The sequence below is a fragment of the Acinetobacter sp. WU_MDCI_Abxc222 genome (assembly GCF_025514755.1).
GTDB classification, from domain to species: Bacteria; Pseudomonadota; Gammaproteobacteria; order Pseudomonadales; family Moraxellaceae; genus Acinetobacter; species Acinetobacter geminorum.
In genome coordinates this window covers 633,067-656,714 of the sequence record NZ_JAHPVG010000001.1, presented here as the reverse complement: position 1 = coordinate 656,714, position 23,648 = coordinate 633,067, and the positions used below count along the sequence as shown (strand labels likewise).

Annotated in this window: 26 protein-coding genes; 21 read left to right on the top strand and 5 right to left on the bottom strand. The window is 37.2% G+C overall.

What is annotated here, in order from left to right; translation table 11 throughout:
• Positions 1-35: 35 nt before the first annotated feature.
• The 3 genes from KTJ10_RS03095 to KTJ10_RS03085 form a co-directional block, all read right to left on the bottom strand.
• On the bottom strand, positions 36-656 hold the full coding sequence (locus KTJ10_RS03095) for an NUDIX hydrolase (protein ID WP_151302657.1): 621 nt from the start codon (positions 654-656) through the stop codon (positions 36-38).
• Between the two features lie 139 nt (positions 657-795).
• Entirely contained in the window at positions 796-2,043 is a 1,248-nt protein-coding gene (locus KTJ10_RS03090; protein WP_057085936.1) for a serine hydrolase, read from the bottom strand.
• Between the two features lie 98 nt (positions 2,044-2,141).
• Positions 2,142-2,900 carry an HD domain-containing protein gene (locus KTJ10_RS03085; protein ID WP_262441329.1) on the bottom strand — a complete coding sequence of 253 codons (759 nt, stop codon included), beginning with the start codon at positions 2,898-2,900 and terminating at the stop codon, positions 2,142-2,144.
• A gap of 677 nt (positions 2,901-3,577) precedes the next feature.
• Between KTJ10_RS03085 and KTJ10_RS03080 the strand changes: the two genes are divergently transcribed.
• Positions 3,578-4,126, top strand: coding sequence for a TetR/AcrR family transcriptional regulator (locus KTJ10_RS03080; protein WP_262441328.1), 549 nt, complete (start codon positions 3,578-3,580; stop codon positions 4,124-4,126).
• Positions 4,127-4,212: 86 nt separating this feature from the next.
• On the opposite strand, the gene KTJ10_RS03075 is transcribed toward KTJ10_RS03080, so the two are convergent.
• Positions 4,213-4,899, bottom strand: coding sequence for a hypothetical protein (locus tag KTJ10_RS03075; protein ID WP_262441327.1), 687 nt, complete (start codon positions 4,897-4,899; stop codon positions 4,213-4,215).
• Positions 4,900-5,333: 434 nt separating this feature from the next.
• On the opposite strand from KTJ10_RS03075, the gene KTJ10_RS03070 reads away from it, so the two are divergent.
• The 8 genes from KTJ10_RS03070 to KTJ10_RS03035 all read left to right on the top strand — a co-directional run bounded on the left by KTJ10_RS03070 (position 5,334) and on the right by KTJ10_RS03035 (position 10,744).
• On the top strand, positions 5,334-6,038 hold the full coding sequence (locus KTJ10_RS03070; RefSeq protein WP_262441326.1) for a hypothetical protein: 705 nt from the start codon (positions 5,334-5,336) through the stop codon (positions 6,036-6,038).
• Positions 6,039-6,211: 173 nt separating this feature from the next.
• Positions 6,212-6,769: a hypothetical protein gene (locus tag KTJ10_RS03065; protein WP_262441325.1), complete on the top strand. Its 558-nt coding sequence runs from the start codon at positions 6,212-6,214 to the stop codon at positions 6,767-6,769.
• Positions 6,770-6,771: 2 nt separating this feature from the next.
• Entirely contained in the window at positions 6,772-7,464 is a 693-nt protein-coding gene (locus KTJ10_RS03060) for a hypothetical protein (RefSeq protein ID WP_262441324.1), read from the top strand.
• Between the two features lie 160 nt (positions 7,465-7,624).
• The gene (locus KTJ10_RS03055) at positions 7,625-7,942 is read left to right on the top strand and encodes a hypothetical protein (RefSeq protein WP_005070099.1); all 318 of its coding nucleotides are present in this window, start codon (positions 7,625-7,627) and stop codon (positions 7,940-7,942) included.
• Positions 7,943-8,116: 174 nt separating this feature from the next.
• Positions 8,117-8,311, top strand: coding sequence for a hypothetical protein (locus KTJ10_RS03050; RefSeq protein ID WP_005070097.1), 195 nt, complete (start codon positions 8,117-8,119; stop codon positions 8,309-8,311).
• A 250-nt stretch (positions 8,312-8,561) separates the two neighbouring features.
• Positions 8,562-9,020 (top strand): hypothetical protein, encoded by a 459-nt coding sequence (locus tag KTJ10_RS03045; protein ID WP_032063571.1) that lies wholly within the window; start codon positions 8,562-8,564, stop codon positions 9,018-9,020.
• 312 nt (positions 9,021-9,332) lie between these two features.
• Positions 9,333-9,677, top strand: coding sequence for a hypothetical protein (locus KTJ10_RS03040; protein ID WP_019767862.1), 345 nt, complete (start codon positions 9,333-9,335; stop codon positions 9,675-9,677).
• A gap of 122 nt (positions 9,678-9,799) precedes the next feature.
• Positions 9,800-10,744 carry a DUF4424 domain-containing protein gene (locus KTJ10_RS03035; protein WP_262441323.1) on the top strand — a complete coding sequence of 315 codons (945 nt, stop codon included), beginning with the start codon at positions 9,800-9,802 and terminating at the stop codon, positions 10,742-10,744.
• A gap of 128 nt (positions 10,745-10,872) precedes the next feature.
• Here the strand turns inward: KTJ10_RS03035 and KTJ10_RS03030 are convergent, their stop codons facing one another.
• Entirely contained in the window at positions 10,873-11,475 is a 603-nt protein-coding gene (locus KTJ10_RS03030; protein ID WP_262441322.1) for a DoxX family protein, read from the bottom strand.
• Between the two features lie 164 nt (positions 11,476-11,639).
• On the opposite strand from KTJ10_RS03030, the gene KTJ10_RS03025 reads away from it, so the two are divergent.
• The 12 genes from KTJ10_RS03025 to KTJ10_RS02970 all read left to right on the top strand — a co-directional run bounded on the left by KTJ10_RS03025 (position 11,640) and on the right by KTJ10_RS02970 (position 23,461).
• Entirely contained in the window at positions 11,640-11,948 is a 309-nt protein-coding gene (locus KTJ10_RS03025; RefSeq protein ID WP_262441321.1) for a hypothetical protein, read from the top strand.
• A 69-nt stretch (positions 11,949-12,017) separates the two neighbouring features.
• On the top strand, positions 12,018-12,881 hold the full coding sequence (locus KTJ10_RS03020; protein WP_262441320.1) for a DUF692 domain-containing protein: 864 nt from the start codon (positions 12,018-12,020) through the stop codon (positions 12,879-12,881).
• A complete protein-coding gene (locus tag KTJ10_RS03015; protein WP_262441319.1) occupies positions 12,832-13,587 on the top strand; it encodes a DUF2063 domain-containing protein in 756 nt (251 codons plus the stop codon). Before KTJ10_RS03020 ends, KTJ10_RS03015 begins: the two co-directional genes overlap by 50 nt.
• Before the next feature lie 2 nt (positions 13,588-13,589).
• Complete coding sequence (locus tag KTJ10_RS03010; protein ID WP_262441318.1) at positions 13,590-14,210, top strand: RNA polymerase factor sigma-70; 621 nt, start codon at positions 13,590-13,592, stop codon at positions 14,208-14,210.
• Positions 14,204-14,383 (top strand): zf-HC2 domain-containing protein, encoded by a 180-nt coding sequence (locus KTJ10_RS03005; RefSeq protein ID WP_017400102.1) that lies wholly within the window; start codon positions 14,204-14,206, stop codon positions 14,381-14,383. Before KTJ10_RS03010 ends, KTJ10_RS03005 begins: the two co-directional genes overlap by 7 nt.
• Before the next feature lie 91 nt (positions 14,384-14,474).
• Positions 14,475-15,386, top strand: coding sequence for a LysR family transcriptional regulator MumR (gene mumR / locus KTJ10_RS03000; RefSeq protein WP_014206319.1), 912 nt, complete (start codon positions 14,475-14,477; stop codon positions 15,384-15,386).
• A gap of 345 nt (positions 15,387-15,731) precedes the next feature.
• A complete protein-coding gene (locus KTJ10_RS02995; RefSeq protein WP_262441317.1) occupies positions 15,732-16,985 on the top strand; it encodes an NRAMP family divalent metal transporter in 1,254 nt (417 codons plus the stop codon).
• 34 nt (positions 16,986-17,019) lie between these two features.
• Entirely contained in the window at positions 17,020-17,784 is a 765-nt protein-coding gene (locus KTJ10_RS02990) for a LamB/YcsF family protein (RefSeq protein ID WP_262441316.1), read from the top strand.
• A gap of 2 nt (positions 17,785-17,786) precedes the next feature.
• Positions 17,787-18,602: a putative hydro-lyase gene (locus KTJ10_RS02985; protein WP_262441315.1), complete on the top strand. Its 816-nt coding sequence runs from the start codon at positions 17,787-17,789 to the stop codon at positions 18,600-18,602.
• Positions 18,603-18,635: 33 nt separating this feature from the next.
• The gene (locus KTJ10_RS02980) at positions 18,636-20,222 is read left to right on the top strand and encodes an urea amidolyase family protein (protein ID WP_262441314.1); all 1,587 of its coding nucleotides are present in this window, start codon (positions 18,636-18,638) and stop codon (positions 20,220-20,222) included.
• Entirely contained in the window at positions 20,219-21,937 is a 1,719-nt protein-coding gene (locus KTJ10_RS02975) for an acetyl/propionyl/methylcrotonyl-CoA carboxylase subunit alpha (RefSeq protein ID WP_262441313.1), read from the top strand. The genes KTJ10_RS02980 and KTJ10_RS02975 overlap by 4 nt, the downstream gene beginning before the upstream one ends.
• Positions 21,938-22,240: 303 nt before the next feature.
• Positions 22,241-23,461, top strand: coding sequence for a chloride channel protein (locus tag KTJ10_RS02970; protein WP_262441312.1), 1,221 nt, complete (start codon positions 22,241-22,243; stop codon positions 23,459-23,461).
• Positions 23,462-23,648 lie beyond the last annotated feature (187 nt).

Below are 23,648 nucleotides of genomic sequence, written 5' to 3'. Positions count from 1 at the left end.
TCTAAATATAAGAGATCTGCCTTACATTAAGTTTATTAATCAAACTTAGTAACGTCTGGTACTGACTCTAAATAATCAAAGAATTGCTGTATTTGTTCTTCTGTTACACGTGCTGTAGAAATAGGTGGTAACTCATCTCTACCAAAGAATCCAACTTCGGGTGTTTCAATACTTGGTGTGAGTTCACCATCAATAATTTCACACCAGAAGAAAGCCTTATACACATGTAAAAACATCGGAGGGTGTGGGTGCTTGGTTCTATCTGTTAAAGCCAATAACTTAATCGCCTTAACTCGTAAACCTGTCTCTTCAATAACTTCTTTTTCAGCATTTTCCGATGCTGAGTAACCTACGTCAGCCCATCCACCCGGAACAGACCATCGCCCATCTCCGATTTCTTTTGCTAATAATAATTTATTTTCTTTAAAAACAACTGCTCTGACATCTAATTTCGGAGTGGCATAACCTACATCTTGGAGCACGTTATTAATAAAATTTTCTGTTTTGATTTCTTTTAATTCTAATAAATACTCAATGTGCCCTAAGAGTTGTTCATAACGTTCTTTGTCATAAACATCTTTTGAATAATGTAAACCTGTTTGAGCAATACCAGTAATTTTATTTAAAGTTTCTAACCACTTAACTGAGTCATTCATTTCAAGAGATGCCTTCAAGCTTATATCTTTTAGCTATGTTAAGACATACTCAGCCGAAGCACTATTAAACAGTTGTTAGCTGAAATTTCAAGCAAAGCCTTGAGAGGTCTTTACGATCAATGATTCAGAAATTTTTTATCTAACTATTCATAGAGTCAATTGCTTGAAGTATTCCAGTAAACAATATTGCCAATTTTGATTCAGGCTGTGGTTCATTTCCATTTGCAGTAAATACTGCACAAACTTTATGACCTTTTTGAGTTTTCCCAATAACAGAAAAATTGATTACTCCATATTCGGAGCCACCTTTAAAACCAATTTTTTGCCAATTTAAATTCTTAAAGAGCGGATTTAAAGAACTGTTTAGAGCAGGGGCATCTTGTACATTTTCAAGAAGAGGGCAAATCTCATTGGCTGACATATACCATTCAATATCCTGCCAAGTAGGCGATTTTCCAATATTATTAACGCTCGGTAGTGGGAGGTGGTCTAGTTCAGAGAGTACTTCTAAACGGGTAGATTTTGTCCCAATTTTATATTTATTTCTTAATTTTTCATTGGCTGGATCAATGAGTTGAAATAACTCTCTTGTCGTCAGTATCGGTGAGTTTCTTGGAGATAAAGCTTCTATAGTGGGCTTTTTTAATACCTCTATAAGGCTATCGGTTGCTGTATTATCACTTGTTTGTATCATTAATTGAGCAAGAATTTCGAGATTTACAGGCGTGCTAGCAGGCAGTGTTTGTAGAACTCCTGTGGGCAATGAGCGATTTTTTTTCTTAAGGTAAACAATATTTTCTCTTTTTAATTCACCTTTTTTTATAGCTTCTTCATAAGCCTTTAAAACGAGCAATTTAAAAGTAGAACCCACAGCCATTGGAGTTTTATCGTTTTCAATAACGATAGGTTTGTTATCTACCATAATTAAAAGAGATGTTTTACCGATTGCATTCTCATGCAGGCCTTTAACCATTTCATCTAGGCTAACTGTCTTAAAATGAGGAGCACTAAACCAAAGGCTACTAATTTGTCCTTGCTGGTCTAAACTAATTGAAACTGGTAATTCAGCTTTTTCGAAATAAATAAGCCCAGATCCATTAGAAATATTAATACTTTTTAGTGTTCCCAAAGATACTTTTAAATCATCAATGATTTTTTGAATTTGTACGATGGAAACTTTTTCTAAAAATTCGGCGTTGAATAAAGAGGGTTCTATAGGTTTATCTTCAAAAATGAGTAAAAGTTTATTAGATAAATTATCCATTTTTTGTTCTTTAGCTGCGTGAGTAGTAGGAATAATAATAGGAGAAACACTCATGGACATGACGCCTATAGCAAAAAATAAAGCTCTAGTTTTATACATTTTCTTGGTTAGAAAATTCTTCATTGAATGTCCTCATTGATTAAAAAATCATAATTTTTTATAAATATTTTTAAACGAATAGGCTATTCTGAGCCATCAATATTATTATTACTAATAAAAATTCACTCTTCATATAAATTTGACTTAATCATGAGTGGTAAACCAAGACTACTTAATAGACTAGTCCGAGAATTTGGTACATTCTTACTTTCTAAATTAACAAGCTCAATAAATTCTTTATTAAATTGTTTTCTAGGATATTTTTCTAAAATTTCATTTCTAAAAGAGACGGGGAGTCTATATAGACCGTCGCTAATTACATCACAGGATGCGCCTTGCTGTAATAGCGTAATTTCTGCAGGGTCAGAATGATCTATATAGCCGTTCATATGTAAGCAGATAGCATCTTTAATGACTTCACTTTTCTTCTCATCAAAGCTATGTTCTTTGGCCTTTAGTTCAAATTGTTTAGCACTCTCATAGGTAAAACAGCTACAACCTTTACTATGAATATGTTGCTCAGTTAAGCCAATATCATGAAAAAGTGAGGCTATTAAAAGTGATTCATCATCAAATTGCTGTTTTTGTATATAGCCTAGGGCAGCTCCCCAGAAATAGGTTCGCCATGAATGATTGTAGATAGATATACTTGCTTTAGTTTCGAGCTCATCAAGCGCGACTTTAACCATTTGAGTATCTGGTATTACGATCTGATCGATATAAAAATCATGAGAAGTTTTGAATCGAAAGTAACTTATTTTTATAGAGGCCATAACACTTGGCAGCATAATTTTTTGAATTAACTTAATTTTCTCTTTGAAGCTGAGCTGACCATTGGTAGCTTGCATCCAGTGATACGAACCAATTCTTTTAGTTTTCATTATTAGATCTCATTTTAGAGTAATTACTCTAAAATATTATCATAGATGATTTTTTGCAAGTTTTCTCTTTTAAGACCTCGCTAGAGCTTTGATTGATAGACGTTTTATAAACCCCAATTTAACAATAAATTTTAATTATTTATCCTTACTTTTTAATGATCTATTTTAAAACAAATGTCATTTTGTGTGCTTGACTGAAAGAGGTCTGAATATTATTCTTCGCCTGCTGGCCTACATTGCCAGTCGGTTGTCGCAGACCGAATCAAACGAGCATTAAAAGTTTCATACTTTTAGTGTTGAGCCCTCGTGCCCCCTCTATGGCGGAACGGAGGGGGACACCTTCGGGTGTGCTGGCCTCGTTTGACCAGTCTGCGAACCCCTTTCGTTCTGCCACCATAATTTATAATGTTTTGGCAGAACTCCCAATAAAAAGGAGTTGGCTTTGCACATCCATTATTTCTTGGCAGCCTTTGCCAAAAGCTATAACGACACAGCTTAAACTTTTAAAGCAATTTGATCGCCGTAAGGTTTTCAGGCTTTAAATTATTTCGTCTTAAAACTTAATCAACAATAAAACTTGAGATGTGCCAAGCACAGTCTTACGGGCTTTGCTGTGCCTTTTTTCTCCCAAAAAAGTATCTCATTTAGTAACAACAAGAATTTATAACGGTAAAACTATGCCAAAGTTAGTGCTTTCTTCCCGTGCCATACAAGTCATCAATAAGTCGATTGATTTATTTCAGCATCACGGCTTTCATACCGTTGGAGTCGACCGAATCGTGAAAGAGTCAAAAATTCCGAAAGCCACTTTTTATAATTATTTTCACTCTAAAGAGCGATTTGTTGAAATCTGTTTGATCGTACAAAAAGAACGTTTAAAAGAAAAAGTAGTTTCAATAGCTCAGTACGACCAAGGTACAAACGTGAAGGATAAACTCAAGAAACTTTATTACCTACACACCGATTTAGAGGGGATGTATTACCTATTATTTAAAGCAATTTTTGAAACTAAACTGGCCTATCCAAAAGCCTATATAACGGCAGTGAGATATAGAACATGGCTGCTTAATGAAATTTATAGCCAGCTTATAAAACTCAAAACAGATGCTACCTTTCAAGACGCTAAGCTATTTTTATATATGATTGAAGGTGCAATTATTCAGCTTTTAAGCTCGGATGTGGCAATCGAGCGGGAGAGAGTGCTTGAGTGTTTTTTGAGAAGATAATTCGTTTATTCATTTCTTTTAAAGCCCTTCCTCTATTTTAAAAAATAGAAGAAGGTTAAACATGATAATTTTGCGAAAAAATTTAATTATAAATCTATATAAACTTCAGGTTCTTTATTTGAGCTAAGTTCACAAAAATCTTTTGTAAATTTAGGTTTTAAACTCTCATTTAAAATAAATAAAGCTACTGAGAAGAGACTTATTATAATAAAGGTTACTGCTAATATAATTTTCCAATCCAGATTTAATTTCATTGGTTGATTGAAAATTATCTGGGAGAACATCGGAAGTAATAATGGTGAAAAAGCTAATATACTTATTCCCATATAAAATATAAATCCAAAAAAAATATTGAAATTAATTCTTAATTTCCCCATTTTTATCTTTGGAACTACGTGTCCATCCTCAATTTTTACTTCACTTTTTATTCTATGATAAAGACTGATAGTACTTAAAATATCTTTTCGGCTTAAAATAAATGTAGCCATTTCTTTAGAGCAAAATCGGCAACCTATTAAAGCCTTAATTTGTGTTTCCTCACATAAACGTAGGTAATATTTCTCTAATTCATTAGTAAGAAAATTTTTATCCTTGAAGTTAGCTGCCTCTTCATATTTTTGTATGAGCCTTTTCTTAGTAAGGTCTTTAAATTCAAGGATACTATATAAAATATTTTTTGATTTAACAATAATAAATAAGATAACCAGAGTAAAAATAAATGCTGGTGAAGGGTGTTCTAAGGCTAATTTTAATAGTTCAATAATATCGCTCATCTAACCATCTCATTGTTGAAATTTACGATATTATACATATTTGAAATATTAGGTGTGTCTAACGTTCATTATTATATAATTAAATGAAACAACTATTACTCCTTAAGTATTTATATCTACAATGTACTTTATGTTTAGATATTAATACTTACATTCAGATTGGCTAGATCTGTTACTAAATTTTAACTTGATATTTAACAATAGTAATTTTAGAATCCGCCCAACTAATTTTTAGGAGCTTCAATGTGAGTACTTGCTCGAGTGACAATAGTCGATCGGTAATAGTCTAAGTATCCACTGAAGTCCTGACAGACCTCTTTTTGTGGATGCAAGAAGAGGTTTTTTTATTTTCATCTTTTCATTTCTATTATTAACCCATGATCTAATCATGTTGGGTTGCAGTACTTGCATGTGCTCCATGACTTATGGGAGTGATGCCAGTGTTATTTACTTTAAAGAAACGCTCACTTATTTCTAGTTTCTGTTTATTCACATTATCTAATGCAAGCTATAGTGGACGACCTATGGTTGTTGACGATGCCGCTCTTGTTTCTCCAAAAACTTGTCAGCTAGAAACATGGGCACAGCATAACTCTGACAGCAAAGAATATTGGGCAACACCAGCCTGTAATTTTGGTGGCAATTTTGAATTTGCTGTAGGGATGGGGAGAGTAAATGATGATACTGAGCATGTCAGTTATGCAACTCTACAAGGTAAGACCTTATTAAAGCCTTTAGAAACGAATGATTGGGGAATCGGCTTTTCTTTTGGCACTCAAATCAATACTAAGGATTCTTCAAAGAAAGATTGGACGTTTAATGTTCCTTTAAGTCTTTCTACTTTGGATGATAAATTTTTAATCCATGCCAATATGGGATGGTTACGTGAAAATACCACAGATAAAAATCAAACCACGTGGGGAATTGGAACCGAAACACAACTTACTCATCCATTAACGCTCACTGCCGAAGTATATGGTAATGACCGAAAAGATGCCTTTTACCAAACAGGTTTTCGATACATGGTCTATAAAGATTTTGTTCAATTAAACGCAAGTTATGGCAACCAAATGTCTCATCATGATAATGCTTTTTTCTCTGTCGGATTTGTGTTTCTAACAAAGCCATTTTTACCTTGATGGTTTAGAAATATCGCAAAGTTTCCTTCAGAAAGTGCTCTTTTAAACATAAAAGAGCACAGTAAAAATAAGTATATATTTCATATAAGGAAACTTTCTCTCATCTTTTGATTTCATCTAAAACATAGAGTAAAGTTCGTTCACAAGATATTAAATAAAATGAATGGCTTGTTATGAATATTATAAAAGGTACTAATTTTTGGAGATTACTTTCTATTATATTAGGTTTTATTATTTTTCTAGGATTGTATTATTTTTTTATTGTATATCCTAAGGATACAGAGCAAGCCAGAATAAGATTTTCAGAAGAAGTCATGGCTTCTTTTTTTTGGATGGACTTATCTGATGAAGTGGAAATAAACAGTATTATTTTAAAAGAAGGGCTAGAGTTAAACTCCATTAATGATGAGATATACATTAACGATTTGAATGGATTAAGCTCATTTTATGTTTGGAATGGTGAACATAAAGAAATGAAAGATGTCTTAAATAAATATTCTGAGTATTCATATTTTGGTAATAAGGGCATTCGAGGATTATGCTTAAAGCTTAAGTTTGTACAACAATATAATCAAAAAATTCAGCAGAAAAATTATTCTTCACCAAGGCTATTAGCATCAAAAAATATTAATAAACGTAATCTGGAAACTATCTCTCCATGGTTAAATGATATGAAGGCTTTTGATGAGTTTTATAAAGCTAAGCACATGATTCCAAATTGTAAAATATAGATATGTCTTCTAAAAATTTTCTTTCTACGATTGCACGGAAAAGTAAAGAGAACAAAGGAACTATAGCTCTATGTTCTATTCTTTTTATCATTCCTTTATTTGTATTTCCTGCTTATCCTAAAAATGAATGGCAATACGAGCTATATCAATACATCACACAAACTATGCATGTGACTGTTGGTACGAAAGGCCCATTACCGTTTTTTACGATTCTTTATAGCATTTACATAACCATAGTCATGTTCTTTGTTGGTTGTGTTATATGTTATTTTTTTATTAAAAAATATGGGGTTAATAAAGCTTATCAAGAGGAAATTTATAAAATATTTTTTAAAGCCGAGTTTGAATCTTCAAAAAAATACCCTTGGTTAGAAAAGCCTCTAATTAAAAAGACTTTAGTCTCAAGTACATTTGCTGGTTGTTTTGTTATGGGAATTTTTCACTTTATTGAGGATGATATTACTCAGCAAAGGCCTAGACGTAGAGGTGGACTCATATCATTCTGTTATAACTATAGAGTCGGGGTTATGTTTTGGGAAATCATAAGTACTGCCTTTAGTATTTTTCCTATTTTTTATTTTGGTCTTTTATTCTTATACATCTTTAATTATTTTTTTCGCGGGTTAGGTACAGGTAAGGTGGATATTCCTTTAGAAGTGCCAAGCAAAAAACGAAAGAGAACTAGGAAGGTCTGATATTTTCCTTTTGAACTGATTAAACACATTTCACGTAATCTATCAATAAATGTGACAGAATCTAACTTTTTATATCGTGTAAATACCGCTATCTTAATTGGACTTGAGCACATCCTTTTGAAGTGTTCGTCTTTTCGTTAGATTTTTAGGTATTTAAAAAATGAATAAAATGCACGTAACTTTAGCGGTCATTATTGGTTTAATTGTTGGTGGTGTAATAGGCGCTCTTGGTTACTCTAAAACTGCTGCACGTTATGACGCAATGACGACAGCATGTGTCATGGTAAACCAAGCAGTTGAACATGGCATCTTGAAACCAGAACAAGTGAAAGAGCTTGGTGAGCTAACAGGACAAAGCCTTAAAAAAGATTATGAGTCAGTTGCCTCTAAATTTAAATTTTCTGAAAAGCAATTAGGTAATGCATCTGAAGGTTCTAATTGTAGTCAGTTTATTGTTGGGGTAAATGCCGCACAATAACCATTTAGAAGCCCACAATAAGTGGGCTTTTTTATAATGTTTAGTTAGGGCAGCTACAATATTAACTGAACATATCATGTATAGACTGCTATAATAATGATCAATTCAAAATCTGAAATATAAGCTTGCCTAAAGGCAGGCTTTTTGTATGTGTAAACAAGTCTGCTAGGAAATATGAAACGCTATTTAAAACAAACTGAATCGGCTACGACTAATTGGACAACAGAGCAAGACTGCTTTTTGATCGAAAATAATTCTCTCTCAATTTGCGAGCTCATCGAGCATTTACCTTTTTCTGAAGAAGAAATACGAGTGCGTCGAGCTGTTCTGGGTTTAGTGAGACGAGATAAGCAAATGAAAGCATATTAATTTTACCAAATGGTAAAAATAATATGAAAATAAATGTTTCAAACTTTCTCTATTCAACCATGCATTTTTGCGGATGAGTTATCAAAACCATAATTTTTTTCGGTATTTTATTGGTGCGATTTACATAAAGCGACAATTACTTACAAACAAGTCTAATAAGGTTACCTTTAATTACACGCGTTTAAGCATAATCAAATACATAAGACATTCATAGATCAGAACTTTATAACAATAGGACGGAGAGAGGTTAATGCCAAAGTATCTAGCTGTAGCCGAAAAGGTTTATAAAAATATAAAAAAAGATGGCTTATTCACTGATGACATTACTCAGAACCTTAACTGTTTAATTAGTCAGATCCGAAAAGCCATCAAGGGAACTGAGTTTAAGCTCAAGTTCAACTATATAGACTTTGAAGAAAACTTAACGAAGCCATTAAGTGAATGCAAAGTTAAAATTGATTTGAGTGTCATGCCAAAGTTTGCAAACGAAGGTGAATATCTTCTTTGGTTAGCTGGTCTTATTGAGCGAATCACAGAAGGGGGAAAGCCTAAATTGCCACCAATTTCGCACTTTTTACCACCAGGTTTTAAGATGTCGAAAGATTCGTTTCCTGTAACTGTTGCTCCTCCAAAAGAAGAGCATGCAGACATGATTATCAATTATTTTAAATCTGAGGATTTTATGAAAACCAATAAAACTCCTTCATAAAAGAATATAGAAGCGAATGTCCACCTTGCTTCTATATACTGCTGGTTTAAACTCAGCGACCGCCTTCTGGGGCGGTTTTTTTTGACTAAATATAATGGATAACTCAATTTTTTCTTATGTTTAAACTCAGATCATAGACAAGATTAATTGTATGTAAATATGCATGATTTTTATGTTTTATAATAAATAACAATGATTTAAGTTTATATTGCAATAAAGGAAAAGATACATTTTTCACATAACCAATGTGCCAAGTAACGCAATTAAACATTTAGCTGTTCATAATCTTTAAAAAAAGAGAAAGTGAACGATATGAATGAAAATGCAGAGCTTATAAAATACATTGACGTTGCTGAAAACGTCTATGAACGTGTCTATGAAAATAATCAAGTTTCCAATAATTTGATTGTTAACCTTAACCGTATCATGGCGGAAATCAAAAAACAGGCCCAAGAAAAAGATCTGAAGTTAAAATATAAGTCGATTGACTTTGAATATTGCTTGAGTTTGCCTTTGGCAGATAGAGATATAAAAATTGACCTTAGTTTGATGCCTCACTTTGAACATCGTGATGAATGCATTTTATGGCTAACCAACTTTATTGGAAAAATTAGTGTGCCTAAAAAGATGACGAGACAAAAACTAAGTTTTCATTAAAGTTTTTAGATTTAAAGCGATATATGAGTCATTACTAAAAAACTAATCGTATCTATGCTTAAATAGTTATGCTTTATTCCAGATCGATATTTTATAATTAGAAAATGACAGAGCGCTTTAAAATGAAAACGTTTGCATTAACCTTTGCTGTTTTAGCTTCGTTATCCACCTATGGTCTAGCCAACGACTCTACGGGTTACGTGGGTACGGGTGGGATTCAATATCTCAAAAACTCGCAGATTGCCATGCAAAGCGAAGATCTATTCATCAGTAAAAAACTGATTAAGGTCGACTATCTTTATAAAAACTTAAGTAATAAAGACGTAACGGAAACCATCTTATTTCCGTTACCGCGCATTGATAATTTTTTTGAGTCTGATTTTGCTCACACCGAACAGCTTTTAAAAAGTTTTAAAATTGTGGTGGATGGTAAAAATATAAAGCCGGAGATGCATGTCAGAACTTTTATTCAAAAAGATGAAAAATCTCCCCTGATTGATGCTACGGATGAGTTTAAACAGTGCGGTTTTAGTGAAAAAGAGATGCTAAATCCGTGGACTCGTACTAACTATGATTATGAATATTATGTAGATAAGCTAAAACAATGTAATAAGCCGCAAATACAGAAAATTTTAGCCAATTTTAAAAAAGATGATGTGATTCCGTGGTCATCTCAAGTGATCTATAGTTGGAAGCAGACTTTTAAAGCCAATGGTTTGACTAATATTCATCATGAATACAAACCTTTGGTCGGTGGCTCTGTAGCTCTCTATCCAGATGAATATAACCAGCAATTTTGTATGGATAAACAATTTAAGCAGGGCTTAAAAAAAGCCAGTGCAGAAAATTTGCCGTTTAGTGCTTTGGGTTATATTTTGACGACGGGTGCAAATTGGGCAAAACCAATTGAAAACTTTAAGCTCACCATTGAGCGCGATAAAGACGAACTGGTTTCATTTTGTTGGGATGGGCCAGTTAAAAAAATTAGTCCAACTCAATTTCAAATGACCAAGACTAAGTTTGTACCCAAAAAAGACCTAGATATTATTTTTGTGAGAGTTCGATAATTTCATACAGGCTTCTGGTTTGACCAAATTGCCTCAATATTGATTGTGTGTCATGAACCAGACATGGCACACAATAAGAAAAAGATGCCCTATGTTGCTGTCAGTAGGATTCTTGGCGTAATGAGTAATTAGAGCAGCTTCTTTTTAATCCAATAATCTAAACTGAAATAACGACCGCCTCCAAGAACAAGCAGTGCGAGAAGCATGACTAAATACGTAGAGGCAAACTCAATTCCATTATTTAAAATTACAAACGAACCACTAGACGTGAGCCAATCATAATTGCCGTAGGTTTGTAATATTTCACGAGCTTTCTCTAACTTTTCAGCCGAGGCCAAGACCTGCATGTTTGCAAAGGGTGCATTTGGATCAGCAATCGCTTGCCATCCATTTGGTATATGGACAGTAAATATGGCAACCAACATGGTAATCATGAGCGGGATGCTAATTAAGCGAGTAAAGAGGCCAAATGTTAATAGTATTGCACCTGCTAGCTCAGCCGTTGTTGCAAGTAATGCCATTACATACGGAAAGGGAAGTCCTAAACCTCCATCTGAGTTGCCAAACCATTCTACAATATCATTGAAGTGCATTAATTTATTTGTGCCTGCCATCCAAAATATAGGAACTAAATATAATCGAAGAGCCAGAGCTGCGATGCCGTCCGCATGTTGTAGAGTTTTACTCAGTTTTTGATAATATTGAGATAAGCCATAAATAAAATTCTTCATGATAATTTCACATCCGATGCGATTGAATATTAATTAGTCGGATAAAGACTGTATTTCTTACATAAAAAAAATTTTTATTTACGGTGTAATAAAAAAGGATTTGGTCCGTCTAACTATACGTACAAATGTACAAACCGAGAATTTATCTTTAAAGGAATACTAAAATGAACAAACTCAACTCAATGGCTTCAGTGGCGGCATTATTAGCACTTTCAGTTGCTGGCGCTACACAAGTGGCGGTAGCAGCAACCCATACAACAACCGAAGCACATGCAACTAAAGCAGCAGATGGAAAATGCGGTGAAGCAAAATGCGGTGCTAGCAAAATGAAAAACCACGAAAAGTCTGCCGAAGCAAAATGTGGTGCAGATAAAAAAGCAGTTGATGGTAAATGTGGAGCAACCAAAAAAGCAGCGGACGGCAAGTGCGGTGCAGATAAAAAAGTCGCTGACGGTAAGTGCGGCGCTAAGTAAACAATCTGATCATGGATGATGTCGACCTTCTGGTAAGTGTCGGCATCGTTTCCAAAAGGAGAAATTACCATGATGGATTTGTCAGGCGTAGGGCTGGGTTTAAGGCGTGATTTTATAGATTCGTTTTTAGATGCAAAAACATATCCCGATTTTATCGAAGTTGCTCCTGAAAACTGGCTAGGTTTTGGTGGTCGACATGCGAAATTACTCGCAAAGTGTGTTGAAAAAGCCCCATTAATTTGTCACGGTTTGTCATTGTCTATTGGCGGTCCTCATCCACTCAATCTTGAATTTATCGAAAGAATAAAAAGCTTTTTAGAACAATATGATGTCTCGATTTATTCTGAACATTTAAGTTATACAAATGATGGCGGCTATTTATATGACTTGTTGCCAATCCCCATGACTGAAGCGGCTGTTCAATATGTCGCTGAACGTATTTTACGTGTTCAAGATATTTTAGGAAGACGATTAGTCATAGAGAATGTTTCTACTTATTTAATGCCAAATGCTGAAATGAGTGAAGCGGAGTTTATCCGTGAAGTTCTTCAATATGCAGACTGTGATTTGCTTCTGGATGTAAATAATGTCTATGTCAACAGTATTAACCATGGCAGTGATGCATTTGGATTTATTCGGGACATGCCAAAAGAAAGAATACGTTATTTACATATTGCTGGACATGAACAAGTTCAGAAAAATTTATTAATTGATACGCATGGCTCAGAAGTTTGTGATCGCGTATGGGAACTATTGAGATATACCTATCAAGTGTGTGGTGTGAAAGCAACTTTACTTGAACGCGACTTTAATATTCCATCATGGCGAGAGCTAGAAGAGGAGCTAGCCAAAATTAAAATAATTCAACAACAGGAGAGTGGCTATGAAGGAAAATCAAATATCCTTTCAGACCATGCAACAACAGTTTTGTGACTGGATTAGAGATCCTGATTTGGAATTACCTCAAGCTCTTCCTGCCGGACGAATGTATATTTATCGAGACTTACTTTTTAATAATGTCTGTTCATTTATTGATTTAGTTTATCCTGTGGCTCGTGCGATGTTGCCAGAGTTAAAGTGGCAACAGTTACTCTCGGAATTTTTTCAAAAAGCCCAGTGCCGATCACCTTTGTATAATGATATTTCTCTTGAGTTTAGAGAGTATTTGACAGATCAGCAGCACCCGATATTGCAAGAATATCCTTGGTTGGCTGAGTTGTTGCAGTTTGAATGGCTTGAGTTGTATTTAGACACTGTTGAAATTGAAAAAATAGTCTTGCAGGAAAACTGTGATTGGCAGTTAACCACGAAGGTATGGGTATTGGTTTATCAATATCCCGTTTATACGTGGACAACTTTAATGACTCCAGAACAGGTCGAGCCTATGCCTGGAGCAATTATGGTCTGGCGAGATGAACAAGACAAAGTATGTATTGAACAGCTTTCGCCTTTGTTTGCTATGGTGATTGAACAGTTGACTCAAAATGTAAAGTTAACTGACCAAGATATTCATACACTGATTCAATCTGTACTCACTGATTTGTCTGAACATGATATTTATCTGCAGATTCAAGAACTAAAAGCACTGTTAACTCTAATGCGATTGATTCAAACTCCCCATGATTTTAAAGAGGTATAAGGATGACTTCAGCCGTGGCATCAGATCATGAAGAAATAGGGAATCAGCTGCATAATCCAGCCTTTTTAGAAGACTTAAGACAGCAAATGATAAAATTTGCATTTTTACAGCTTTCTTCGCTTCCTCAAGCTGAAGATGTGGTGCAAGAAGCATTAACGAGTGCTTTCCAGCATTTAGATTCATTTAAAGGGCGGGCTGCATTCAAAACATGGGTGTTCGCGATTTTAAAAAATAAAATTATTGATGTGATTCGGCAAAAGTCACGCTTGGTCGCAATGACTGAATTATTTAAAGATGAGGAAAGTGAACTGAGTATTGATGCACTGTTTGATGCTTCTGGACATTGGCATAAATATGAAGCGCCTCAAGCATGGCAAAGCCCTGAAGAAATGATGGAGCAGGCAGATTTTTGGATGATTTTTGAAGCTTGTTTAAATCATTTACCTGCCAAATATGCTCAAGTTTTTATGATGAGAGAGGTGATAGAGCTGAGTTCTAATGAGATTTGTAGCAAGTTGGAATTGTCTATCTCAAACTTTAATGTGTTGATGTATCGGAGTCGTACCCGACTACGTGAATGTTTAGAAAATAAATGGTTATTGAAGGAGGATTGTTCATGCTGACATGTCGACAAGCCACTCAACTGTTGTCTGAAAAGCAAGATAGACCATTGTTATTACGTGAGCAAAGTGGTTTACAACTGCATTTATTGGCGTGCCGCTCATGCCGCCGTTATTCAAAACAGATCAAAACAATTAGTCAGCTTTCTAAAGCATTTAAAAATTTGGATGGCTAATTTTATTTAAAAATTTATTTATTGCTAGCCTAATCACGCTAACAACTCCCATACTATAAAAGTAAAGGAGTTTTTTAAGACAGGATGAAACGTGAATTTAAAGAATCTTGAAGCATTTTATTGGGTTGTGACTTTAAAGAGCTTCAATAAGGCCGCGACTAAATTACAAACCACCCAGCCTGCGGTCTCTCAAAAAATCACATCTCTTGAAAATGAATTAGGCTTTAAAGTTTTAGATCGAAGTTATCGGCAGCTTAAACCAACACACAAAGGCTTAACTCTATTTAAGTACGCCGAAAAATTTATGCGACTAGAGACCGATCTGGTTGCGGAGCTTACCGAAAATCAGCACCTGACTGGCACCATTCGTTTAGGCGTTTCCGAAACTATTGTTTATACATGGTTGGTTGAATATATCGAAAAGGTTCAGCAAGAGTTCCCCAAAATTTCAGTAGAAATTGTGGTAGACCTTACGCCAAACTTACAAGAAGGTGTTCGGACAGGTGACTTAGACATGGCTTTTTTACTTGGGCCCACTTTAGCTTTTGAGTGTATTGAACAAGCTTTGTGTGACTTTGAACTAAGTTTCTTGGCTTCACCTTCATTTAAAGGTGGTGTTGCTCAAATGTCTTTTAAAACATTAATGTCGCATACCATTTTAACTTATCCAAAAATTACCTATCCCTATAAAGAATTGAAAGCACGAATGAAAGAGCAAGGGATTGATGAACCACTTTCAATTACCAGTTATTCATTGGCAACTTTATTGCGTTTAGCCGAGCAGGGTTTGGGTATTGCTGTGGTGCCGACCTTAACAGCACTAAAAGAAATTACTGATGGCCGACTAGAAATATTAAATACGCCTATTCAGTTAAAAACGTTCCATTTCACCTCGATCTACATTCAGGGAAACGATGTTGCCTTAAAAGAGAAATTAACCGAAGTTGCGGTTAAGGTCTCTGAATGCGCTATGAAAAGACTCAATGAGCAAATTAAAAAATAAGCTGTTTTTGTGTGTCTTTTATCCCTATTTTTTCTTATTTAAAAAAGCTGTTTTGTATGTAAAACCATAAAAGCAGCTTATTAACTTCAATAAGTAAAGCTTATCCTGATTTTTTAATAATTAATAAAGCATTAAAAATCAAATATTTGAATTTTTAATTTTATGTAAAAAGTCTTATTGTCCGTAGGGATTAGCTATGTTTTTATTTTAGACACAAGATTTGATCACCGATTGTGTTAATTGGGGAACAGGGAATCTTTGTCATTTTAAAGGATTAAAGAATATCGTTTGGGACAAAAAAATGGTGTTCTTGGTTCAACTTGAAAATAGCGTTGTTAAGCTCAAATGGATGAGGAACGCATTAATATGTCTTTACTGAAATCTTCTTTTTTATCAGATCGCCAATGGGCCATTGTGGCCTCGATCTTTATGATGGCGACCTCTGCAATGGGGCCCGGATTTTTAACCCAAACTGCTGTATTTACAGTCAAGTTAGGCGCGGCATTTGGCTTTGCCATTTTAGTTTCCATTTTGATTGATTATGTGGTTCAACAAAATATTTGGCGAGTGGTCACACTTACTCAAATGCGTGCATCAGACATTGCCAATAAAGCATTGCCGGGTAGTGGTTATTTACTGGCGTTTCTAGTGATTTTGGGCGGGTTTTTCTTTAGTGTCGGTAACATTGCTGGTGCAGCTTTAGGTTTAAATGCGCTTTTTGGCCTCGACACAAAGTGGGGCGGTATTTTAAGTGGTGCTTTAGCCATTTTGATTTTTGCTTCAAGAAAAGCAACGCTTGCCATGGATAAAAGCATGATCGTGTTGGGATTACTTAAAATCCTCCTGATTATTATCGTTGCTGTCATTGTGATGCCTCCTGTCGGGCAAGCTGTACATCAAACCTTTGCTCCAGATCAGATCGACTTTGCCATTATTACCACCATTGTTGGCGGTACGGTTGGTGGCTATATCTGCTATGCAGGTGCACATCGTTTACTCGATAAAGGTGCTGTTGGCCCTGAAAATATTGATGAAGTTGCTAAAGCTGCGACCAATGGCATTGTTGTGGTCGGCATCATGCGCTATGTGTTGTTCTTGGCTTTTTTAGGTGTGGTGGTGAGCGGTGCAACCATTGATTTAGCTAGCCATGACGCCAATCCAGCAGCTCAAGCATTCCAATATGCAGCGGGTACATTTGGTTTTAAATTATTTGGTTTAATTTTCTGGGCAGCAGGGATTAGTAGCACCATTGGCGCAGCATATACTTCAGTGTCATTCTTTACTGCCTTTAAAAAGAACTTAACACCAAAACAAACCAACTATACGACCATTACCTTTATCGCATTGGCTTTATTGCTTTATGTGTTATTGGGTGCAACTCCGGCAGGCCTACTCATTTTCGTAGGTGGTTTTAACGGATTGGTGTTGCCAATTGGCCTTACAATTTTTGTGTATGTTGCCGCATGCCGTAAAGATTTGATGGGTAATTATAACTATCCAAAATGGTTGCTTATTTTGGGTGGATTAACATGTCTGTTAACGTGGTGGATGGGCTACATGTCGTTTACGACTGTGTTTAACTATTTGACCAAGCTTTAAGCCAGACGTTGTTAAGTAATAAAGGAATAATGCCATGTTTGTAGATTTAAATAGTGATTTGGGTGAAAGCTTTGGCTCATGGAAAATGGGTAATGATGACCAGATTTTACCTGTCGTGACCAGTGCCAATATTGCTTGTGGCTTTCATGCGGGCGACCCACTCGGCATTTTAAAAACGGTTCGTAAAGCCGTTGAGCTTGGTGTGACTATGGGGGCCCACGTGTCTTACCCAGACCTTGTAGGCTTTGGCCGCCGTAATATGGATTTGTCACGTGACGAATTGATTGCCGATGTGCTTTACCAAATTTCTGCACTCGATGGCTTGGCTAAAGTGGCAGGCTCAAAAGTACAATACGTTAAACCACATGGTGCGCTCTACAACACAATTGCACATGACCAAGCTCAGGCAGCAGCCGTGATTGATGCCATTAAAATGTATAACCCCGAATTGGTTTTAGTGGCTTTGGCAGGTTCTAACTTAGTCGAACAGGCACGATCTGCGGGTTTAAAAGTTGTGTCTGAAGCATTTGCAGACCGTGCTTATAACAGTGATGGCTCATTGGTGTCTCGCCGTTTAGAAGGTGCGGTTTTACACGACTCGGCATTTGTTGCGAGCCGTGTGGTGTCTATGCTTAAAAATGGTGGAGTTGAGTCAATTGACGGCGTATTTACCCCAATTCAAGCCGACACCATTTGCTTACACGGTGATACTGATGGTGCGCTAGAGATGTCGGCTGCCATTAAAGCCGAGCTTTTAAAAAACAATATTGAAATCCGCCCATTTGTAAATAAAGCATAAGGATGAGCACCATGTATAAGGATATTAAAGTCGACCCAGCTCAGCTTGAAGCCGCATTAGATGCGCGTTTAAAAATCCGTGCTGGTTTTGATAAACCGACAGCAGGCATGGCTGCGGGCATGACGCAGGTCAACATGATTTCGGTGCCAAAAGAGTGGGCATATGACTTTTTGCTCTATGCACACCGTAATCCGCAAAGCTGCCCAGTGCTTGATGTGCTCGAAGAAGGCATTTATGCAACTAAGCTTGCGGCAGACTCAGACATCCGAACCGACTTTCCGCGCTATCGCATTTGGAAAGATGGCGAAATGGTCGATGAGGTGACCGATGCGAGCGAGATTTACAACGCTCATCCTGATTTGGTGACATTCTTAATTGGCTGTAGTTTTTCATTTGAAACAGCTTTGCAAGAAGCGGGCATAGAAGTTCGCCATATTCATGACGATACCAATGTACCGATGTATCTGAGCAATATAAAGTGCGAACCAGCAGGGCGTATTTCAGGAAACATGGTGGTTTCCATGCGACCAATTCCATCGCATCAAATTAGTGAAGCGGTAAAAATTACAGCACGTATGCCAAGCGTGCATGGTGCACCTGTACATATTGGTCACCCTGAAAGCTTAGGCATTAAGGATGTAAATAAGCCAGACTTTGGCGATGCTTCTCGTATTGAAGCGGGTGAAATTCCAGTGTTTTGGCCCTGTGGCGTAACACCGCAAGCTGCCGTCATGAACTCGAAAATTCCTTTTGCGATTAGTCATGCACCGGGTCACATGTTTATTACCGACATTCCTGACCGTGCTTGGATTGGCTAACTGGACTAAAGAAGAATTAAAAAGGATAAACAAATGCGTTTTTTATCGGTAAACGCCGACTGTTTCCTGATTGAGCTTGCGAGCTTAGAGGAAACTTTGGCGTTGTACAATAAATTGCAAAATACGCAATTGAATGGAATTAAAGACTTAGTCCCCGCTGCAAAAACAATTTTGGTTTTCTTTAATGAGATCGAAACCAATTTTAAAACGCTGGTTGCTTCAATTCAGAGTCTCAAAATTGATTCTGGATTTGAGCGTAGCGGCCAAGAAGTGATTGTGCCGATTTGCTATAACGGCGAAGACCTTGCTCAAGTTGCAGAGCTACAAGGGCTGACTGTTGCAGATGTGATTAGAAAACATCACCAAAGTGTGTGGAATGTGGCTTTTATTGGTTTTGCGCCGGGCTTTGCGTATATGAGCAGTCCCGATAAGCCTTTTACCGATATTCCGCGCTTAACGGTTCCGCGTAAAAAAATACCGTCAGGTTCTTTGGGCTTGGCTGGGAAATACTCTGGTATTTATCCAAAAGACAGTCCGGGTGGTTGGCAGCTGATTGGTACTACATCAGAAAAAATGTGGGATTTAGAGCGTAAAAATCCTGCGTTACTGTTACCGGGCATGACCGTACATTTTGAAGATGTGACGCATAACCAAACGACAGTGACTGTACCGCAGCAAATCACGCGTACGGTTGAGCCGAAACAATCGGTGCCACTGTTTAAGATCACTGTACCAAGTTTACAAATGCTTATTCAAGATGAAGGGCGATTAAACCAGACCAATATTGGGGTTGGCGTGGCTGGTGCAATGGACTTATCTGCCATGCACAGTGCTAACCGTATTGTAGGTAATCCAACCGATACACCAGTTATTGAAGTTTTAAATGGCGGCCTAAAAGCCAAAATGCAGCATGCGGGCGTTATTGCAGTGGCTGGGGCTATCTCAAACATTCGGGTGAAATTTGCCGATGGTCAAACCGCAGACTTTGCAAGCTATCAACCGATTGATTTGGATGAAGGCGATGAATTTCAAATTCAGCCACCAACAGCAGGCTTAAGAAATTATTTGGCTGTTCGCGGTGGAATAGACGTTGAGCCAGTACTCAATAGTGCTTCGTTTGATAGTTTGGCAGTGTTAGGTCCAGAGCCTTTAAAACTTGGAGATACCATTTATCAAGGGCAAGTAAAGGCAGCCAATATTAGCGTAAATGAAGTTGGTAAAAACGATTTGCCACAAGCTGGCGAAGTCGTTGAGCTAGATATTGTGATGGGCCCACGTACCGATTGGTTCGAACAAGACAGTATTGAACTGCTATGTCAGCAAGAATGGCTCGTGACCAATGAAAGCAACCGAGTCGGGCTAAGACTTTCAGGTGCACAGCCTTTAACTCGCAAAATTACCCATGAACTGGAAAGTGAAGGCACATGTATTGGTGCTTTGCAGATTCCACCGAGTGGTCAGCCCGTTTTGTTTATGAATGATCACCCTTTAACGGGCGGATATCCGGTCATTGGCTCTGTTGCTAAACACCATTGGGACTTGGTGGCACAGATTCCAGCAGGTTGCCGCATCAAATTTAAAAAAATTGCCGAATTTACAGATTTTGAGAATGAAAGATGAATACAGAAAAATTATTGATTGCTAACCGTGGTGAAATTGCCGTTCGTATTATTCATGCTTGCCGTGATATGGGAATTTCATCAGTCGCGTTATATGCAGATGACGATATTGGCAGCATGCATGTCGAACTTGCAGATGAAGCATGGGGTTTGGCGGGTGCGACTGCTAGCGAGACTTACCTAAATATTCCAGCCATTATCGAAGTTGCAAAGAAATCGAAAGCAACCATGGTCCATCCTGGTTATGGCTTTTTATCTGAACGTGCTGAATTTGCCCAAGCCGTGATTGATGCGGGCTTGAAATGGGTAGGGCCATCACCAAGTGCCATTGAAAAACTAGGCGATAAAATCGAAGCACGTAAAATTGCCGCTTCAGTGGGTGCGCCGTTAGTTCAGGGTACGCAAGACCCACTTAATAATGCAGAGGAAGCTTTAGACTTTGCCAAACAATATGGTTTACCAATTGCCATTAAAGCCGCATTCGGTGGCGGTGGCCGTGGCTTAAAAGTCGCGTGGAAACTCGAAGAAGTCAAAGAGCTTTATGAGTCGGCAGTACGTGAAGCAAAAGCTGCCTTTGGCCGTGGTGAATGTTTTGTCGAGCAATATTTAGATAAACCGCGCCATGTAGAAGCGCAAGTAATAGCCGACCAACATGGAAACATTGTGGTGCTTGGTACACGTGATTGCTCGTTGCAACGCCGTAACCAAAAGTTAGTTGAAGAAGCACCAGCGCCATTTATTAGCGATGAGATTTATCAGCAAATTTTAACCTCGGCAAAAAACATTTGTCAGGCTGCAAACTATGTGGGTGCGGGTACAGTTGAATATTTACTGAGTCGTGACGGCAAGCTTTCATTCTTGGAAGTAAACACACGTTTGCAAGTTGAGCATCCAGTGACTGAAGAAACGTCGAAAGTCGACTTGGTCGTTGAGCAAATTCGCGTGGCACAGGGCCATGAGCTTTCTATTAAAGAAACACCGAAAGCACAAAGTCATGCCATTGAGTTTCGTATTAATGCCGAAGACCCAGCACGTGGTTTTATCCCGGCCTTTGGTGTGTTGAGTTTGTTTGAAGCGCCGTTTGGTAACGGTGTACGCGTCGACACAGGTGTTCGAACTGGTTCATTAGTATCTAGCCACTTTGACTCACTCATGGCAAAACTGATTATCACTGGTCCAACCCGCGAAGTTGCAATTGCCCGTGCGAAACGTGCTTTGAAACAATTTAAAATTGAAGGTGTGGCGTCGGTTTTAGACTTCCACCGCACGGTACTTAATGAACCTGACTTTACAGATGAGTTTAATGTACACACGCGTTGGATTGAAAATGACTTTAAACAAGAGTTAAAGCCGACTAAACGTGGCATTCCAAACCATCAACAACCAATGCTGCTCAGCTACATTGAAATTGATGGCAAGTTACACCGTCTAGGTTTACCTGCGGGCATGTTTGCACAAGGGCCAGCAACCGCCGTTCAAGCCCAAACTGCCGAGCCAGAAGTCAGTGCCGAGCATTTACTTGCTCCAATTAATGGTGTGATTAGCGCTTGGAAAGTCAAACATGGTGAGCAAGTGACAGAAGGCCAAGTGGTTGCCATTATGGAAGCCATGAAAATGGAAGTGCAGGTACTGGCACATCGTAGTGGTGTTATTCAGATTGGCGCAGAGAAGGGTGCGACCTGCCATGCAGAAACTGTGATTGCGAGTATTAATTAAGACTTCATTAAATGATTTGGCTCACTTAAGCATTAGTTTAATTGGGTCAAATCGAATGCTTATTTATTCACTCAGTTTGTTATTTTTCACAGTACTCGTTAACTATTTTCAGCTTGAAAATCAGCACTAATTGTGAGATATTTATCACAGTTTAGTGATGTGAAAATTAATCACTGTATTGAAAGCTCGCTTATGCGGGCTTTAATTTTTAGCCCAGTTTAAGCATTTCTCACTTAATGAGCTGGCAGCATAAAAACAATTTGAGAATTTGGCACTCACTCAAAGGCGAATTGAAGAAAGCGAATGAAAATTCTACCTTCATCTGAATATGATCAAATTCTAAAATACAGTGTCTATTGGCTCGTCATCTCGATTGTGATTGGAGTCGTTGCGGGGTTGGCCTCGACTTTAATTTTTGTGGCTTTTGATATTTCAAACAAAGTCAGAAGTCTGCATCACTGGCTCATCTACTTTTTGCCTTTTGTGGGTTTTGGCATTGGTTATCTCATTAAAAAATATGGATCACCGATTGAACGGGGAACTCATTTACTGATTGATGAAATTCACCAGCCTAAGTCGTTTATTCCAAAACGAATGAGCCCCATCATTTTTATTACTTCAATTTTAACGCAACTGTTTGGTGGTTCGGCAGGGCGTGAAGCGCCAGCGGTCCAGCTTTCAGGTGCCTTAATTGACCACTTAAGCCATATATTAAAAGTCTCGGAAGATAACCGAAAAATCTGTTTAATCGCCAGTATTGGTGCAGGCTTTGCAGGGGTATTTGGCTTGCCTCTGGCGGGTGCAATCTATGGTTTAGAAATTACTGCTTTAGGTAATTTAAGATACTCTGCTATTTTTCCATGTTTTGTGTCGGCGCTGATTGCATCGGCCATCCCTGAGCTATTTGATATTGTTCATCCGCATATTTTTTATGTGATTAGTGAGTTTCCAGCCATTCATTTTGGCACGCTCATGAACTTAATTGTGGCAGGTCTGATCTTTGGTTTAGTCGCACGTTTCTTTATTGCTGCCATTCATTTTGCGAGTGACGTCTTTTATAAATATGTACGTTATTTGCCATTAAGAACCATGGTGGGTGGTATTGTCATTATGCTACTTACTTTGTTCACTGCGCATCAGCAATACAACGGTTTGGGTACAGATAAAATCATTTCATCTTTTTATGTGCCGATTGAGTTTTACGACTTTTTTAACAAGACTATTTTTACTGCCATCACTTTAGGTTCAGGCTTTAAAGGTGGTGAAATTACGCCGTTGTTTTATGTAGGTGCGACATTAGGTAATGCGTTAGGGGCGGTTTTAAACTTACCACTTTCATTGCTTGCAGGCTTAGGTTTGGTAAGTCTGTTTTCTGGAGCAAGTAAGGCACCGTTGACCTCTATTATTTTAGCTGTTGAACTATTTGGAATGAATGTTGCGACTTATGCCATCATTACGTGTTTATTGGCAGCATTGTTTTCTGGGAATTGTGGATTGTATCGCCGTAAAAAGTTGATGGATTAGAGTGAGCCTTTCTAAGGAGTTGAGTAGTTTTAGGTTGCTTAACTCCTATTAAATTTTTTTTAATAATAAAAATTGGCCTAGTAAATGAAATACTTCTAAAAATATGAAAAGAATTGAATTTATATCTTTATAAAAGAAGATAGAAATTAATTTTAATGAACAACTATTGTTTCCTAAATATTTAAAC

Coding starts and splice junctions, on each gene's coding strand:
- KTJ10_RS03050 (WP_005070097.1), top strand. CDS start 8,117: ATGAAACGCTATTTAAAACAAACTGAATCGGCTACGACTAATTGGACA.
- KTJ10_RS03005 (WP_017400102.1), top strand. CDS start 14,204: ATGCTGACATGTCGACAAGCCACTCAACTGTTGTCTGAAAAGCAAGAT.
- KTJ10_RS03015 (WP_262441319.1), top strand. CDS start 12,832: ATGAAGGAAAATCAAATATCCTTTCAGACCATGCAACAACAGTTTTGT.
- KTJ10_RS03070 (WP_262441326.1), top strand. CDS start 5,334: ATGCCAGTGTTATTTACTTTAAAGAAACGCTCACTTATTTCTAGTTTC.
- KTJ10_RS02995 (WP_262441317.1), top strand. CDS start 15,732: ATGGATGAGGAACGCATTAATATGTCTTTACTGAAATCTTCTTTTTTA.
- KTJ10_RS03010 (WP_262441318.1), top strand. CDS start 13,590: ATGACTTCAGCCGTGGCATCAGATCATGAAGAAATAGGGAATCAGCTG.
- KTJ10_RS03045 (WP_032063571.1), top strand. CDS start 8,562: ATGCCAAAGTATCTAGCTGTAGCCGAAAAGGTTTATAAAAATATAAAA.
- KTJ10_RS03080 (WP_262441328.1), top strand. CDS start 3,578: ATGCCAAAGTTAGTGCTTTCTTCCCGTGCCATACAAGTCATCAATAAG.
- KTJ10_RS03040 (WP_019767862.1), top strand. CDS start 9,333: ATGAATGAAAATGCAGAGCTTATAAAATACATTGACGTTGCTGAAAAC.
- KTJ10_RS03030 (WP_262441322.1), bottom strand. CDS start 11,475: ATGAAGAATTTTATTTATGGCTTATCTCAATATTATCAAAAACTGAGT.
- KTJ10_RS02980 (WP_262441314.1), top strand. CDS start 18,636: ATGCGTTTTTTATCGGTAAACGCCGACTGTTTCCTGATTGAGCTTGCG.
- KTJ10_RS03085 (WP_262441329.1), bottom strand. CDS start 2,900: ATGAAAACTAAAAGAATTGGTTCGTATCACTGGATGCAAGCTACCAAT.
- KTJ10_RS03095 (WP_151302657.1), bottom strand. CDS start 656: ATGAATGACTCAGTTAAGTGGTTAGAAACTTTAAATAAAATTACTGGT.
- KTJ10_RS02975 (WP_262441313.1), top strand. CDS start 20,219: ATGAATACAGAAAAATTATTGATTGCTAACCGTGGTGAAATTGCCGTT.
- KTJ10_RS02985 (WP_262441315.1), top strand. CDS start 17,787: ATGAGCACCATGTATAAGGATATTAAAGTCGACCCAGCTCAGCTTGAA.
- KTJ10_RS02990 (WP_262441316.1), top strand. CDS start 17,020: ATGTTTGTAGATTTAAATAGTGATTTGGGTGAAAGCTTTGGCTCATGG.
- KTJ10_RS03025 (WP_262441321.1), top strand. CDS start 11,640: ATGAACAAACTCAACTCAATGGCTTCAGTGGCGGCATTATTAGCACTT.
- KTJ10_RS03020 (WP_262441320.1), top strand. CDS start 12,018: ATGATGGATTTGTCAGGCGTAGGGCTGGGTTTAAGGCGTGATTTTATA.
- KTJ10_RS03035 (WP_262441323.1), top strand. CDS start 9,800: ATGAAAACGTTTGCATTAACCTTTGCTGTTTTAGCTTCGTTATCCACC.
- KTJ10_RS02970 (WP_262441312.1), top strand. CDS start 22,241: ATGAAAATTCTACCTTCATCTGAATATGATCAAATTCTAAAATACAGT.
- KTJ10_RS03065 (WP_262441325.1), top strand. CDS start 6,212: ATGAATATTATAAAAGGTACTAATTTTTGGAGATTACTTTCTATTATA.
- KTJ10_RS03055 (WP_005070099.1), top strand. CDS start 7,625: ATGAATAAAATGCACGTAACTTTAGCGGTCATTATTGGTTTAATTGTT.
- KTJ10_RS03090 (WP_057085936.1), bottom strand. CDS start 2,043: ATGAAGAATTTTCTAACCAAGAAAATGTATAAAACTAGAGCTTTATTT.
- KTJ10_RS03075 (WP_262441327.1), bottom strand. CDS start 4,899: ATGAGCGATATTATTGAACTATTAAAATTAGCCTTAGAACACCCTTCA.
- KTJ10_RS03060 (WP_262441324.1), top strand. CDS start 6,772: ATGTCTTCTAAAAATTTTCTTTCTACGATTGCACGGAAAAGTAAAGAG.